Annotated in this window: 15 protein-coding genes; 12 read left to right on the plus strand and 3 right to left on the minus strand. The window is 38.9% G+C overall.

The genetic code is table 11. From position 1 onward, the window contains the following. Positions 1–30: 30 nt before the first annotated feature. Together BN2458_RS04130 and BN2458_RS04135 are read right to left on the minus strand one after the other, a co-directional pair. Positions 31–2,061, minus strand: a complete 2,031-nt coding sequence (locus tag BN2458_RS04130) for an ankyrin repeat domain-containing protein (protein WP_034342930.1) — start codon at positions 2,059–2,061, stop codon at positions 31–33. A gap of 146 nt (positions 2,062–2,207) precedes the next feature. Then, the gene (locus tag BN2458_RS04135) at positions 2,208–2,918 is read right to left on the minus strand and encodes a DUF3943 domain-containing protein (protein ID WP_231944854.1); all 711 of its coding nucleotides are present in this window, start codon (positions 2,916–2,918) and stop codon (positions 2,208–2,210) included. A 334-nt stretch (positions 2,919–3,252) separates the two neighbouring features. Between BN2458_RS04135 and BN2458_RS04140 the strand changes: the two genes are divergently transcribed. Continuing rightward, on the plus strand, positions 3,253–3,825 hold the full coding sequence (locus tag BN2458_RS04140; RefSeq protein ID WP_034325777.1) for an adenylate kinase: 573 nt from the start codon (positions 3,253–3,255) through the stop codon (positions 3,823–3,825). A 487-nt stretch (positions 3,826–4,312) separates the two neighbouring features. Here the strand turns inward: BN2458_RS04140 and BN2458_RS04145 are convergent, their stop codons facing one another. Continuing rightward, on the minus strand, positions 4,313–5,101 hold the full coding sequence (locus BN2458_RS04145) for a histidinol-phosphatase (protein WP_034325776.1): 789 nt from the start codon (positions 5,099–5,101) through the stop codon (positions 4,313–4,315). A gap of 173 nt (positions 5,102–5,274) precedes the next feature. Between BN2458_RS04145 and BN2458_RS04150 the strand changes: the two genes are divergently transcribed. From BN2458_RS04150 to BN2458_RS04200, 11 genes are all read left to right on the plus strand, one after another. Then, positions 5,275–5,736, plus strand: coding sequence for an META domain-containing protein (locus BN2458_RS04150; RefSeq protein WP_034325775.1), 462 nt, complete (start codon positions 5,275–5,277; stop codon positions 5,734–5,736). 1 nt (position 5,737) lies between these two features. Continuing rightward, positions 5,738–6,319, plus strand: coding sequence for a YigZ family protein (locus tag BN2458_RS04155; protein WP_034325774.1), 582 nt, complete (start codon positions 5,738–5,740; stop codon positions 6,317–6,319). Positions 6,320–6,384: 65 nt separating this feature from the next. Next, the gene (locus BN2458_RS04160; protein ID WP_034342929.1) at positions 6,385–7,419 is read left to right on the plus strand and encodes an aspartate-semialdehyde dehydrogenase; all 1,035 of its coding nucleotides are present in this window, start codon (positions 6,385–6,387) and stop codon (positions 7,417–7,419) included. A 24-nt stretch (positions 7,420–7,443) separates the two neighbouring features. Next, a complete protein-coding gene (gene hemE / locus BN2458_RS04165; protein WP_034342927.1) occupies positions 7,444–8,463 on the plus strand; it encodes a uroporphyrinogen decarboxylase in 1,020 nt (339 codons plus the stop codon). Between the two features lie 131 nt (positions 8,464–8,594). Then, positions 8,595–8,951 carry a hypothetical protein gene (locus tag BN2458_RS04170; protein WP_231944855.1) on the plus strand — a complete coding sequence of 119 codons (357 nt, stop codon included), beginning with the start codon at positions 8,595–8,597 and terminating at the stop codon, positions 8,949–8,951. A 271-nt stretch (positions 8,952–9,222) separates the two neighbouring features. Then, a complete protein-coding gene (rpmE, locus tag BN2458_RS04175) occupies positions 9,223–9,426 on the plus strand; it encodes a 50S ribosomal protein L31 (RefSeq protein ID WP_034327201.1) in 204 nt (67 codons plus the stop codon). Between the two features lie 4 nt (positions 9,427–9,430). After that, entirely contained in the window at positions 9,431–10,300 is an 870-nt protein-coding gene (rsmI, locus tag BN2458_RS04180; protein WP_034327202.1) for a 16S rRNA (cytidine(1402)-2'-O)-methyltransferase, read from the plus strand. Continuing rightward, positions 10,297–10,989: a 23S rRNA (guanosine(2251)-2'-O)-methyltransferase RlmB gene (gene rlmB / locus BN2458_RS04185; RefSeq protein ID WP_034342925.1), complete on the plus strand. Its 693-nt coding sequence runs from the start codon at positions 10,297–10,299 to the stop codon at positions 10,987–10,989. The genes rsmI and rlmB overlap by 4 nt, the downstream gene beginning before the upstream one ends. Continuing rightward, positions 10,973–12,091, plus strand: coding sequence for a hypothetical protein (locus tag BN2458_RS04190; RefSeq protein ID WP_034342923.1), 1,119 nt, complete (start codon positions 10,973–10,975; stop codon positions 12,089–12,091). The genes rlmB and BN2458_RS04190 overlap by 17 nt, the downstream gene beginning before the upstream one ends. Continuing rightward, entirely contained in the window at positions 12,085–12,897 is an 813-nt protein-coding gene (locus tag BN2458_RS04195; protein WP_034342921.1) for a hypothetical protein, read from the plus strand. The genes BN2458_RS04190 and BN2458_RS04195 overlap by 7 nt, the downstream gene beginning before the upstream one ends. Positions 12,898–12,916: 19 nt before the next feature. After that, positions 12,917–14,125 carry an LL-diaminopimelate aminotransferase gene (locus BN2458_RS04200; RefSeq protein ID WP_034327206.1) on the plus strand — a complete coding sequence of 403 codons (1,209 nt, stop codon included), beginning with the start codon at positions 12,917–12,919 and terminating at the stop codon, positions 14,123–14,125. Positions 14,126–14,131: the final 6 nt, after the last annotated feature.

Consider the following 14,131-nt stretch of genomic DNA (forward strand, 5'->3'; position numbering starts at 1 on the left):
TAGTAATTTAACACCTATAAACTACTTAAGTTACTTTTCACTTAGCTCCTCAAGTCTCGTTTTAATTCGCTCTTTATAGCCTTGATAATATTCATTTGGCTTATAAGATTCTCTAAAAATGTCAAGTGCAGTTTTCCCCTCTTTATTTTTAAGATTTACATCTGCACCATTGTCTAAAAGATAGAGAATAATATTGCCCTTATCACTAGTATTTGTTCTAAGAAATTTCATTAATATTGTTTCACCTAGGTGATTTTGCACATTGAGATTAGCACCTTTTTGATGTAGAAATTCTACACGCTCTTTGGCATAATATTCACCTATAAAATGCAGCGGATAGTCTCCATTTTTATCGGGCATATTAAGATTTAGCTTGGAGTTATTAAGCACTTCTTCTATAAGTTCTTTTCTAGGTGTATCATATTCTTTTATTGCCATAACAGCGGCGATGAGATTATCCATATTATATTCTAAGCCAAAGGAGCGAAAAAACTTAAGTCGCTCAAGTGTGCTAAAAGTAGATTCACGACTAAGTATTGCATTACTTATATTATCATTAGTTGGCACTTTACCATAACTTTTAAGAATCTCTAAAATAGCTTTTGCTTTTTGCTTTTCTTTCTCTTTATAAAAACGATAAAGTGCATTATCAATCACATCGCCATATTCATTTTGAACATTAATATCTGCGCCATTTTGAAGTAAAAATTGCATTTTATTGATAAGATGATGTTTTGCAGTATTAAGCAAAGGCGCATTGCGCTTATCATCTGCCTTATTGATATCTATGCCATATTCTACAAGTAAAGCAAGAATCTCTACATCATCATTATAATTATTTGTTGCATAGTATGCGAGATTGCTTGAGTGGATAAGCTCTTTTGTAGCGTGTGAGAGGACAATCCTTGCTATCTCTGCATTTTGCATTGCTGAATGCAATGTGTAAGCATTTTGAATATCAAGCAAATTTTTTTCTTCTAAAAGTTGTAGTATTGGGAGATTTTGCACCTCAACAATACTCTGTATGCTTGTTTCGTGAATCTTTGGGGTTTGCCCCGAGTTTAAAAGGAGCAAAAGTATCTCTGTATTTTGATTGTAGAGGGCAACATCAAGTGCATTAGCATTATTTTTAATAAAATCTTTTTCATATTCATAAGAACTGCTAATGAGCGGTTTTGTATAGTTTCTATTAATATCTGCTCCTTTTTTTAGTAGCTTTTCTACTCTTTGAATGTCATTTTCATACACAGCATTGACAAGTGCATTCTCGCTCCAATTGCTTTTTTCATAGAATTTTATGCCATTAAAAAGAAGGATTGCAAAAAGTATAACGCCAAGTAGGATTTTAATAATTTGTATAGATACCTTACTCGTGTATTGTGCTTTAAGGGTATAGATAGAATTTTGTAGGGTTGTATTCATATTATTTTCTATAAATGGTAGGATTTGTTGATTTTTTATAATATTAAGAATCTTTTCATTAGGACTAAGGATAGTAAAAGATTCTATATTATTAGAATCTAAATGTAATGAAGGCATAGAATCTTGCATAGATTTTGTATCTTTTTTAGGGTTTTTAAGTTGTAATTGCAAATCTTCCATATCTGTTTGTAGCTTTAAAGCGGCTTTTAAAATACTAGGAGAGAGCTTATAATCACATCTTACCCAGATTCCGTTTTGATACATTGTGGTAGTGATATTTTCACTTTTTTCATTTTCATTCTTTTTATTTTCTATGGTAAATTGGACAAGATTTGACATATTAGATGGAGAATATGAGGCTAAAATAACAAGTCTCTTTTGGGAATCAATAAGCACAAGATAATCTTTTAACGCATTAAAGGGATTTTGTTTGGAACTTATACTCACAATAATTTGAAAAAATATGCCCAATACAAGCCCAACAGCAGTGCAAAAGGGTATGCCAAAGAGAAAAGAAAGTAAAAGCGGTATCCCACTTGCACCGCCTGTTTCCATATTAAGCGTAAGACCAAGCACTACTAAAAACTGAATAATCCCAATAGCGACACCGATTAAAGAAGTAACTATAAGTGTTTTCAATCTCTACTCTTTTAAAATCATAATATGCGGCTTTACCTTTAAGACATTTTTTTGTCTAGGCTACTTTAAAACTATTCAAAAACCAAATTTCAAGCGTGGGAGCATTTTAGAAAAGATCACTTTGCAAATTTTATTTATCATCTCACCTAAAATCTCATTACTACTTGCATTTGTAAGCCCGTGCCATTTTTACCGCCAAGCGGCACAATTATACCCTGCATATCATTTTTGTTTTGCACACCAAAGGCGCGCGTCAAGCCGGTATTTTGTATTAAAAACCCCACTGGATCCATAAGGAGCAGGGTAGTTTTACCAAGTATCCTCGAGCCTAAAAGTCTATCTTGATTTCCGTGTATGTGGAGTGTGGCACGATAAAAAAGTTCCCCAAAAATCGAGCCAATCGCAGGGGTAACAACTAAATCCTGCCAAGAAGGCACTTCAGCGAAAGCTTCCACGCCATATTCCCAAAAAAATGCAGAGGCGAGGACGCTATATAGGGTAGATTCAGCCCAGCTAAACCCTGCTACACGCGGCTGCATATAATACACCGCACCCCAATACGGATGTGTAATCCAATTTAAAAACCAATCATCGGCATCAACAACTGGTCCCTGTGCGGTTTTTCTACGCCAATTTGCGCTAAGATTTACAATTTCAGACCTATCCCAGTTTGTGAAAGACTCGGGCATAAGATAAAGTGCGCCAGCCCCCACCAATGTGCCACCAAGCACTGCACCCGTGCTAATAGTTAGATATGCTGCTCTGTTGCTGGGCTGATAAAAGTAAGATTGTGTGCTTTGTGGTTCTAGTTGAGTATAGTCAAACTCATCGGCAAAAAGCTCAATAGACGCTAACAAGGCAAGAATTAGATGCCATTTGTGTATGTGTGCAAACATCTCTAGTATCCAAAACACTTAAAATGAGAAATTTTGAAGTGCGAGAGGAGAGAACCGAAGCCCTTAATAGAATTATCTTGTAATTGTTTCATTTTTATAGCCTTTTATGGATTTTAAGGGGCGTATTTTCGTATCTTTTTACTTTAAAATTACTAAAGTTGCACTAGGTTTAGAATTTTTGTGTATTTGGGGTAGTATTTCTATAAATTTATTTCTCTTTGCTATTCGTATATTCTCTTAAGATTCTATAAAGTATAATCCTGCTTAATTTTGTATTTTACCCCAAGGAGAGAAAATGAAAAAATTGTTTCTAATCATCGGTGCGCCCGGCTCTGGTAAGACTACAGATGCGCAATTTATCGCAAAAAATAACACAGATTCTATTGTGCATTATTCTACAGGAGATTTGTTGCGTGAGGAGGTCGCAAGCGGTAGTGAGCAAGGCAAAATTATTGATAGCTTCATTAGCAAGGGCAATCTTGTGCCACTTGATATCGTGGTAAGCACGATTGTGAATGCCATATCTCACGCGCCAAAAGATGTAATTATTATCGATGGCTATCCGCGCAGTGTGGAGCAGATGACAGCCCTAGATGAAAAGCTCAAAACCCAAACTCAAGTGCAGCTTGTGAGTGTAATAGAAGTGCAGGTAAGCGAGGCTGTGGCGCGTGAGCGTGTGCTGGGACGCGCAAGAGGGGCTGATGATAATGTCGAGGTGTTTAATAATCGTATGCAGGTATATCTCGCGCCACTGGAGGATATACGAGCCTTTTACACAGGGACTAAAGTGCTTCATAATATTAATGGTGAGCGCAGTATCGAGGAGATTGTTAGTGAAATGGAAGCCTTTGTAAAAAGCAAGATGTAGGGTTGCTTTAGCAAGGATTTATAAGCGAAGCAAATTGTGAAATTTTGACACTTGCGCGGAAGCTAAGGGTGTTTGAGTGAAGATTCATATACGAATAAAAAGCAAGAATAAAAATGGCAAAAGACATACTAGAATCCAAGTAGAATCTTAAGCTAGTGCCATTAGATTCTATAAATATTTATGGGGCAAAAGATTAGAGTGAGATTCGATAATTCCTCGCTAAGCCTATTCTTTTTGCCGATTTTGCAATGTCTCTAAATGGCGCATAGTTGGCAATTGACACACTTCTAAGAAAAGTATCACAGAATATACAGAATAAAATCTATACACGATTTTAAGAATCCAAATTGTTTTGCTTTTGGCTTTAGACTCGGTAGATTTTAGGCTAGGGTTGCAAGTTTTAGCGGACTTTGTGTTTGATAGGGTTTAAGGGCTATTAGGCATTTTGGGAGGCGTTTTAGGCTTAGCCAGAATTTAGGCGTTTGGGCTAAAACTCCACCCTTATCGCCTCTTTTTGCTTAAAATATACAGCCTGTGTGTAGCCCACTTTCTTAGCGAGTGCGCATAAGGTTTCATACCTAAAGCCAATATGTTCTAACGTATGGGAATCAGAGCCAAAGGTAATTTCAATGCCCCTTGCAAATGCCTTTTGCAAAATCATCTCGCTAGGATAGCATTCATTGATTGGTTTGCGCCACCCAGCGGCGTTTAGTTCGATTACTAGATGATTGTCGGCAATAGATTCTAAAGCCCTATCAAGTTTTGGCAGAGCGGACGCGGGAAGCGTATGTCCAAAGATTTTTAATAAATCCAAATGCCCCACGATTTGAAACAACCCGCTTTGTGCCATAGCAGTAATAGAATCCAGATATTCGTCCCAGCATTGTCCTATGTTGCGTTTAGCATATTCGCCGATAAAGGTGGGATTATCAAAGCCCCAAGTATCCAAAAAATGCACCGAGCCAATCAAATAATCAAAAGGGAGCGTTAATAGCCTAGATTCTATTAAGTCCTCCCTATGCAAGATATAATCCATTTCGAGTGCGCTTAGAATCTCAATGCAACCCTTGTATCGTTCTTGCAGTTCCCTAATATTCGCGCAGTAAATATCTACCTCCGCCATACTCATACGATATTTTTCATCAAATGCCATAGGCGCGTGGCAAGAAAATCCAAAAACATTTATATTTTGCTGTATAGCGTGTGCTATGTAATCGTCCATCGTGCCTGTGGCGTGGTGACAAAGGGTTGTGTGATTATGCAAATCAATATGCACTTAGGAGCCTTTAAAATGTGATATTTTCATCAAGTTTTATTTGCTGTTTGCAATGAGATTCTATAATGCTTTTCTTACAAACAGCTTAGAATCTAAGTGCTTTAGAGTCCTCAAGTTTGTAAGAAAAGCAAAACCAAAATCACAAAATGCGATGAGGCAGATTAGGGCGGAGAATGGAAAAAAATAAGAAAATAATATTTAAAAAAAGTTTAATTTGTGTGTTGTTATTGGTGTTTATGAACGGCTGCTTCCTTGAGGTTTTGCAGCGGGAAAATGAGGAGCAGCTTTTAGGAGATGAAAAGTGGTATGTGTATAAATTTGTCCTAAAAAATGGGCGCGAATTTGAGCCTATTTGGGAGGGAGTTCAGTCCTCAATGATTTTTGATATTGATGAAAATCGTATTTTTGGCGTGAGTGTATGTAATAATTACTTTGCGAGTTTTACACTCAAGGGCAAAAAGCTCAAAATGAGTGATAGTGGCTCATCTCGCCGTATGTGTAGCCCTGCTGAAAGTATGTCGTATGAGTTTTTCTTTACTCGTGGGTTAAATGGCGACTTTGTTATACATAGGAAAGGTAAGTTTATGGAAATCAAAGGTAAGGAAATGACCTATTATCTTAAACTTGCAGAATAGAATGCGAATGCTTATTTCCCAAGCAGAGGGTAGTTTTGAATCTAAGGGCTCAAAGTTTTTAAGTTTCATCGTGCCTTTTACCGAATTTATCTCTATAAAAGACACTTTACGCACTAAGCACACAAAGGCGGTGCATTTTGTGAGTGCGAGTAGGCATTTTGATGAATTTAATCACATCGTTGAATCTTTTGATGATGATAAAGAGCCGCGCGGAAGTAGCGGTATGCCTAGCCTCAATGTATTGCGCGGGGAGGAGCTTATCAATGTTGGCATTGTGATTGTGCGTTATTTTGGGGGGCAGCTTCTTGGCGTTGGTGGGCTTGTGAGAGCTTATACTGCTGCTACGCAGAGTGCCATAGAATGTGCTAAGGCACATAGTTTGTTGCAAGATTTTGTGTCTAGTAGCTGTGTGGAGCTAGAAATTGCCTATAATCAACTCTCAATCTGTGAATATGAGGCACAAAAGCGAGGGTTGCGCGTGTATAAAGACGAATTTCTAGCCCAAAGTATAAAGTTACGAATCGAGGGAGACAGGGATATTTTAGAAACATTTTTAGCCCAAGGGTACATAAGAGGATTCTAAAATTAGCCATTATATTAAAAAAACTTGCTACACTGCATCTTATTTTAAACTTAAGGGGACAGGATTTGAAAAAGTATGTTGTTGGCGTTGTGGGTGCGAGTGGAGCAGTAGGAGAAGAGATTTTTCGTGTGTTGGAGGAGTGTAAATTCCCTGTGGGCAAAGTCGTGCCATTAGCGAGTGCGCGCAGTGTAGGTAAAGAGGTAGAATTTGAAGGGAGAAGTTATAAGATTCTAGAGACAACCCACGATGTATTTGCAAAAGAGGGCATAGAGATTGCCTTTTTCTCCGCGGGTGGCTCCGTGAGTGCAGAATACGCAGAAAGTGCGGCAAAAGCCGGTGCGGTGGTGATTGATAACACAAGTCATTTTCGTATGCAAGAGGATATTCCGCTTGTTGTTCCAGAAGTGAATCCGCAGGACATCGCGCATTGGCACAAGAGAGGGATTATCGCTAATCCTAATTGCTCTACAATCCAAATGGTGCATATTCTCGCCCCCTTACACAAGGCATTTGCAATCAAACGCGTTGATGTGAGCACTTATCAAGCGGCAAGTGGTGGTGGCAAAAGCGCAATGGAGGAACTTGTAATGCAAATGCAAGCATTTTTTGCTTTCAAGCTTGATGAAGTAGAATCAGTGAAGTTCCCGCACCGCTTGGCGCTGAATGTGATTCCACATATTGATGTATTTATGCCTAATGACTACACAAAAGAAGAAATGAAAATGATTAATGAAACACATAAGATTATGCACGCGGATTTTGCGGTGAGTGCGACTTGTGTGCGTGTGCCTGTATTACGTAGCCATAGTGAATCTCTTACGATTCAATTTGAAAATGAGGTAAGCGCCAAACAAGCCCAAGATATTCTCTCTAAGGCTGAAAGTGTCGTGCTATGTGATGTTCCACAAGAAAATCTCTATCCTATGCCTATTTTTACTACAGAAACTGATCAAACATATGTAGGCAGGGTGAGAGAGGATAATTTTGATAAGCATATTTTGCATTTATGGTGCTGTGCGGATCAAATTCGCGTGGGTGCGGCAACAAACGCGGTGCGTATTGCGCAAAAATGGATAGAAATGCAAGAAAATGGGAAATAATAAAAGCAAAGCAGAGGAGCAAAAATGATTTTTATCGATGCGTGTTTTAGGAAACCAACGCCTTATACGCCTATTTGGCTTATGCGTCAAGCTGGGCGGTATTTGAGCGAGTATAAAGCGACACGAGCAAAGGCGGGGAGTTTTTTAGATTTATGCAAAAATGTAGAACTTGCCACAGAGGTAACGCTGCAGCCCATCGAAATTTTAGATGTAGATGCGGCTATTTTGTTTAGCGATATTTTGGTGCTTCCTATGGAAATGGGGCTAGAGCTTGAATTTTTGGCAGGTGAGGGACCACATTTTAAACGCACGATAGAATCTTTACACGATGTGCAGAGCCTCACAAACGGAGCGGATAAACTCGGCTATGTGTATGAGAGCGTGAGTAGTATTCGCGCGAGACTGCCAAAAGATAAGGCACTTATAGGATTTTGTGGCTCTCCTTGGACACTTGCGACTTATATGATTGAAGGGCAGGGGAGTAAGACTTATGCCAAAAGCAAAGCAATGCTTTATAAGCAGCCGCAGATTCTCAAAGCACTTTTAGAGCGTTTGAGCGATGAGCTTAAAATCTATTTGGAAAGACAGATTCAAGCGGGGGCAAATGCGGTGCAGATTTTTGATAGCTGGGCTGGGGCGTTAGAGCGCGAGGCGTATGTGGAATTTAGCTGGGCATATATGAAAGATATTGCCGCATATATCAAGGGCAAATATCCGCATATCCCTGTAATGCTTTTTCCTAAGGGCATTGGCACATATTTAGATAAGCTTGATGGGGAATTTGATGTGTTTGGCGTGGATTGGGGGACGCCTATGAATCTTGCTAAGGAAAAGCTTGGTGCAAAGTATGTCCTGCAAGGGAATTTAGAACCCGCGAGGCTTTATAATGTAGAATCTATGAGGCAAGGGGTAAAGGATATTTTAGAAGTGATGGGTAAAAAACCCGGACATATTTTTAATCTCGGGCACGGAATGCTCCCTGATTTACCACGAGAAAATGCCATAGAGCTTGTAAAAATCGTGCGCGAACTCTCACAACGATAAATTTTTCTCTTTCTCACTTAAAATTGCATTTGTTAATTTATATACAAATTTCTTTACCTTTATTGACATTTAAGCGGGGGGTAGTATTCTAAAGCTTTTTTAGCAAAATACTACTTCATAAGGGAGAAATAATGGTTTCAAAATCATTACTTTTTGGCACATTGCTTGGTGCTGTGCTGTTGGCAGGCTGTTCTAATAATGTCGCTCGTTTTTCTGTTGCTACGACAGGTTCGCTTCCTGTAAAAATGGAAAAAACCGACAAGACGGTAAAGGGGAAAGATTGTATCACAAGCATCTTGTTCTGGGATGTTGGTAATACACAAAATCGTATTAGTGGTGCTGTGGCAAATGCACTTGATGTAGCTGCAAAGCAAGGGCTTCCATCTGATGCACTTCAAAATGTGAATATTTCATATTCTACTTGGAGTGTTGTTTTATTTGGACGTAATTGCTACACCGCTACAGGACAACCTGTAACGGTTAAGTAAGCTCAAACTTCTTAATTCTAAAAATATCTAAAGTCCTAAGGCGTTAGTACACTAAGGGGCTTTGGATTCTAAAATCCGCTTTTCATCAAGACAAATCATTCCTTTAATTTGCAGCCAAGTTTCTAAGATTTAAAAAAACTAGATTCTAAAAAATGCCGCATTGTGAAAATTTATAGAATCCTATGCTTATTTTTGCTCTCTTAAAGTGCGTTTAAAGCAGAATGTGATAGAATCCGCGCCTTTATTGACTAAAACTGAAAAAGGATCTATGATGAAAAAAGGCATTCACCCAGAGTATGTTCCCTGCAAAGTAACCTGCGTAACAAGTGGCAAAGAAATTGAGGTGCTTAGCACAAAAAGTGAGCTTCGTATTGATATTTCAAGCTTTTGCCACCCATTCTATACCGGTAGTGATAAGATTACAGACATCACAGGGCGCGTTGAAAAATTTAGACAAAAATATAATATGAAATAATCTCGTGCTGACGCTTGTGCCTACGCCCATAGGGAATCTTAGTGATATTACGCTTAGGGCGTTAGAGGCATTAAAACAAGCTGAAGTTATCTTGTGTGAGGATACGAGGGTTACAAAGAAACTTTTTGAGCTTCTCATCTCGCGCAATCTCCTTACATTACCCAGCGGTGAAGATTCACAATCTTTTATCGCCAAAAAACATTTTATCTCCTTTCATTCTCATAATGAAAAAGACTTTATTATCTCACTAAAAAGCAGTTTTTTTGAATCCAATGTGCTGTATGTGAGTGATGCGGGGACTCCCTGCATTAGCGACCCGGGCGCAAAACTCGTATCCTATGCGATAAAGCATAATGTTCCCTTTGATATTTTGCCCGGCTCTTGTGCGCTTAATGTCGCATTTTGTGGCAGTGGTATAGAATCTACACCTTTTGTGTTTGCGGGATTCTTACCGCATAAAAGCCTAGAGCGTAAAAAGGCAATCGCACAATTTGCTAAACTTCGCATAGGAGGCGCATATAGTGTGATTTGCTACGAAAGCCCTCATAGAATCTTGGAAGCCTTAGATGATATAGATTCTATTTCGCCACACATAGCACTTAGTGTGCAAAAGGAGCTTACAAAACTTCATCAACAACGATTTTATGGTAATGCAAAGGAGATAAGGCAAAAAATAGAATCAAGTTCTGTGCGTGGGGAATGGGTGATTGTCTTTGAGTTTCAAGAATCTAATGAGGAGGTGGGGTTAGGCTATGAGGAGGTGCTTTTACTTGATATTCCACCAAAAATAAAGGCTAAGATTCTTAGTAAAATGAATGGTAAGAGCGTGAAAGAATGCTATGAGGATTTACTACAAAATGGGGCAGGGCGATGATAATCTATGGTAAGCAACCGGTGCTGTATGCGCTAGAGACTTGCGCGTGGCGCATGGAGGAGATTTACTTGGCTAAAGAAGTCCCAAAGGAGATTTTCGCACAATGTGCAAAACTCAATAAGCCTATAAAGAGACTTGATTCTAAAAAGGCTCAAGCTTTGGCACGTGGTGGGAATCATCAGGGTATATTAGCGCGTATCACGCCCCCAAACCCCGCAAGCTTCGAGGAATTAAAGAGTAAAGATTCTCTGCTTGTGCTATGTGAGATAAGTGATGTTGGTAATATCGGTTCGATTTTTCGCACAGCTTACGCACTTGGCGTTGGGGGAGTAATAATTTCTTTGCCTAGTCTTAGTCAAAAAGCCTTAGAAAGTATAGCGCGACTTTCAAGTGGTGCATTTTTGCATATGCCTTATGGCGTATTTTCACATATATTTGATATAATAAACGAGCTGAAAAATGCAAATTTTATGCTTTTGGGCGCGGATATGCAGGGCCAAGAGCATTGTGAAATAGAAAAAAAGTGGGCTTTGTTTTTGGGGAGCGAATCTCAAGGTTTATCAGGTCGGTTGAAGCACAAACTTGATACAATGCTTTCCATCAAAATGGCGCACGATTTCAACTCTCTCAATGTATCTGTGGCGACAGGAATTTTAATAGACAGGATAAATAATGCAAAAAGATTTTAATACTCAACTTGATAATGAGCTTTCTAAACTCAAGGCTATTGGCTTAAAAGAGCTCAGTAAGAATACAAAACTTGCGAGTACAAAGATTGAAGATGTGCTAGAAAAGCGGTTTGATAAAATAGATAAGGTAAGGGCGAAAGGTTTTATCGCGATTTTGGAGCGGGAATACGATGTAGATTTGCGTGATTGGATTATGCTATGGGAGGAAAGTCAAAAAGATAACGTCAAAAGCGTTTCGCAGGTGATTAGTAAGCAGGATGAGGAAGAGCGGGTACAGAGGTTGGTGGAGAATGTCGCTAAGGTGAAGCAAAAAGAGAAGGAAAAGGAGCAGCAAAAAAAAGAGGAAAAAAGTCGCGAACATCAAGTATTAAATCTCGCGCTCAAGAGTGAAAGTGCTACCAAGACAGATTCAGAATCTTATACTTGGTTTTATATGATTTTAGTTATTATCCTTTTGGCTTTAATGGGATATTTTGCATATAAGGCTTTTGTGAAAGACTATAAAGATAATGAAGTAAAACCTAGTGTTGCCACTACAACACAAACGAGTAATGAGGGAGAAGATGGATATGATGGGATATTTTTTGACCCTACAAAAACACAAGAGAGCGAGACAGATTCACAAGGAGAAATAGAATCTACCCCAGAGCATACAATAGGTGATGAGCTAAAGCCTCAAGCAGAGGAGAGCAATGTGGAGCAAAATTTCTTTTTTGGCAATTCACAAGTTACACAAAATGATAATGTGCAAAGCACCCAAGATTTAAAATCTACGCAAAATGCACCAATTACGCATTTTACACAAACACAACTCGTGAAAGACAATATTTTGCATATTACTTCAAACTATGATTTGTGGCTTGGTGTGATAAATCTAGAAACAGGCACAAAAGAGCAGTTTTCTTACAAAAAAGAATATGATATTAAGCTCACACACAGAATGCTTTTTGTAATGGGACATAGCACATTTAATCTTACACTGAATGGCGAGGAGATTTCACATAGCACGAAATATCCGGTAAGAATGTATTATGATGGAGAGAGTTTGAAAGATGTGAATTACACGACTTTTAAGCAGCTTAATGGTGGGTTAGAATGGTAAAAAAATGCCTTTTACTCACGTTATTAAGTATTTGTGCGTGGGCTGACACCTTTGATGATAAAATACGCAATCTTATGGGAGAGCAAAACTATCAAGTCAATGTGAATTTTATCAATAGAATCTTTGCAAATAAAAATATGTATTACAAGGGCGGACGCCTTGATATGGCAAAAATCGTGTATGTGCTTAAGGAGAATGGCTTACTCACATCGCGTTTTGGTCAGCCAAATGAAGTGAAACTAAGCTTAAGCGCACGCACTAGCCCGATTTTGCTGACCAAAATTGGTAATAATGTCCTCACATCAATGGGGTATTCTTATTTTGTCATCAGTAAAGCAGAACTAAGTAGCGGTTTGTCAAGCATAGAATTTTCTTTCAATACAGAGCATAGCCCAGATATGGGGATTATCATCAATGAATTGAGTAAAAGAGGCTTTGTATGTCTTGATATCAATCGGGTAGGCACATATGCGTGGGAATATACTCTAGAAGTGTATGAACCACGCTTGCCGAACACAAAGTTTCTAGCTAAAGGTGCGAATTTAGATCTACGCAATACTTCGGGTGAATATTGGCTTAATATTAATTCGGGCGGGGATTTGTCGATTCAACCCATAAATATGCCCAAGTGGAATCCGCGCGTGGTGCTCTATGATAGGAATCTTAGCATAGTGGATATGGTGAATGATACAGGCTCGAGCGCGAATTTGAAAGTAAAGATTCCGCAGGGTGTAAAGTTTGTGATGATTACAGATTATGATAGCCCAGAGAGCTTAAAGAATGGCATTTCTGTGAATCTGCATTGATAGATGAAAGGATAGTATTATGTTTGATGAAATTGAATTTAATAAAATAAAGCGTCTGCCAAAGTATGTTTTTGCCGCAATTAATGAGATTAAGCTAGAGATGAGACGCAATAACGAAGATGTGATTGACTTTTCTATGGGTAACCCAGATGGCAAGACACCAGAACATATAATCCAAAAACTTTGTGAATCTGCACAAAAAGACAAGAATCAAGGCTATTCTGTGAGTCGTGGCATCTACAAATTGCGTTTAGCGATTTGTAATTGGTACAAGCGCACTTATGGTGTGGAACTCGACCCAGAGAGCGAGGCTTGTGTAACAATGGGGAGTAAGGAAGGCTATGTGCATCTCGTTCAGGCAATCACAAATCCGGGTGATAATGCCATTGTTGCTGAACCAGCCTATCCTATACATTATTATGCGTTTATCCTGAATGGTGCGAATGTTTCTACTTTTGGGCTCAAGTGGAATGAAAATATGGAGCTTGATATTGATGATTTTTTTGCGAATATCAAACGCGTTTTGCGTGAGGTAATGCCTCGTCCAAAATTTGTTGTTGTGAATTTTCCGCATAATCCTACCACGATTGTCGCTTATAGGGAGTTTTACGAGCGTTTGGTAGCTATGGCAAAACAAGAGAGATTCTATATTATTTCGGATATTGCCTATGCGGAGCTGTGCTTTGATGGATTCAAAACACCTAGTGTCCTTGAAGTTGAGGGTGCTAAAGATGTGGCAGTTGAGAGTTATACATTGAGTAAAACTTACAATATGGCGGGTTGGCGCGTGGGCTTTGTTGTGGGGAATAAAAAAATCATTCAAGCCTTGCAAAAGATTAAAAGCTGGATTGATTATGGAATCTACACGCCTCTGCAAATTGCCGCAACTATTGCGCTTGAAGGCGACCAATCTTGCGTGGAGGAGATTAAAGGTAAGTATGAAAAGCGTATGGAGGTGCTGATTAAGAGCTTTGGCGAGTCTGGTTGGGAGATGAAGAAGCCAAAGGCGAGTATGTTTATCTGGGCGAAATTGCCCGAATGCGTGGGTGATATGGGAAGTTTGGAATTTTCAAAGAGATTGCTTAAAGAAGCAAAGATTGCCGTGAGTCCGGGTGTGGGATTTGGCGAGTATGGCGAGGGTTATGTGAGGATAGCACTCATTGAAAATGAAAAGCGTATTCGTCAAGCCGCTCGGAATCTCAAAACATTTTTGAAACAATTTCAATAAGAAGTT

The sequence above is a fragment of the Helicobacter typhlonius genome, from assembly GCF_001460635.1.
In the GTDB taxonomy this organism is placed as follows: Bacteria; Campylobacterota; Campylobacteria; order Campylobacterales; family Helicobacteraceae; genus Helicobacter_C; species Helicobacter_C typhlonius.

Coding starts and splice junctions, on each gene's coding strand:
- BN2458_RS04140 (WP_034325777.1), top strand. CDS start 3,253: ATGAAAAAATTGTTTCTAATCATCGGTGCGCCCGGCTCTGGTAAGACT.
- BN2458_RS04150 (WP_034325775.1), top strand. CDS start 5,275: ATGGAAAAAAATAAGAAAATAATATTTAAAAAAAGTTTAATTTGTGTG.
- BN2458_RS04155 (WP_034325774.1), top strand. CDS start 5,738: ATGCGAATGCTTATTTCCCAAGCAGAGGGTAGTTTTGAATCTAAGGGC.
- hemE (WP_034342927.1), top strand. CDS start 7,444: ATGATTTTTATCGATGCGTGTTTTAGGAAACCAACGCCTTATACGCCT.
- BN2458_RS04170 (WP_231944855.1), top strand. CDS start 8,595: ATGGTTTCAAAATCATTACTTTTTGGCACATTGCTTGGTGCTGTGCTG.
- rpmE (WP_034327201.1), top strand. CDS start 9,223: ATGAAAAAAGGCATTCACCCAGAGTATGTTCCCTGCAAAGTAACCTGC.
- rlmB (WP_034342925.1), top strand. CDS start 10,297: ATGATAATCTATGGTAAGCAACCGGTGCTGTATGCGCTAGAGACTTGC.
- BN2458_RS04190 (WP_034342923.1), top strand. CDS start 10,973: ATGCAAAAAGATTTTAATACTCAACTTGATAATGAGCTTTCTAAACTC.
- BN2458_RS04195 (WP_034342921.1), top strand. CDS start 12,085: ATGGTAAAAAAATGCCTTTTACTCACGTTATTAAGTATTTGTGCGTGG.
- BN2458_RS04200 (WP_034327206.1), top strand. CDS start 12,917: ATGTTTGATGAAATTGAATTTAATAAAATAAAGCGTCTGCCAAAGTAT.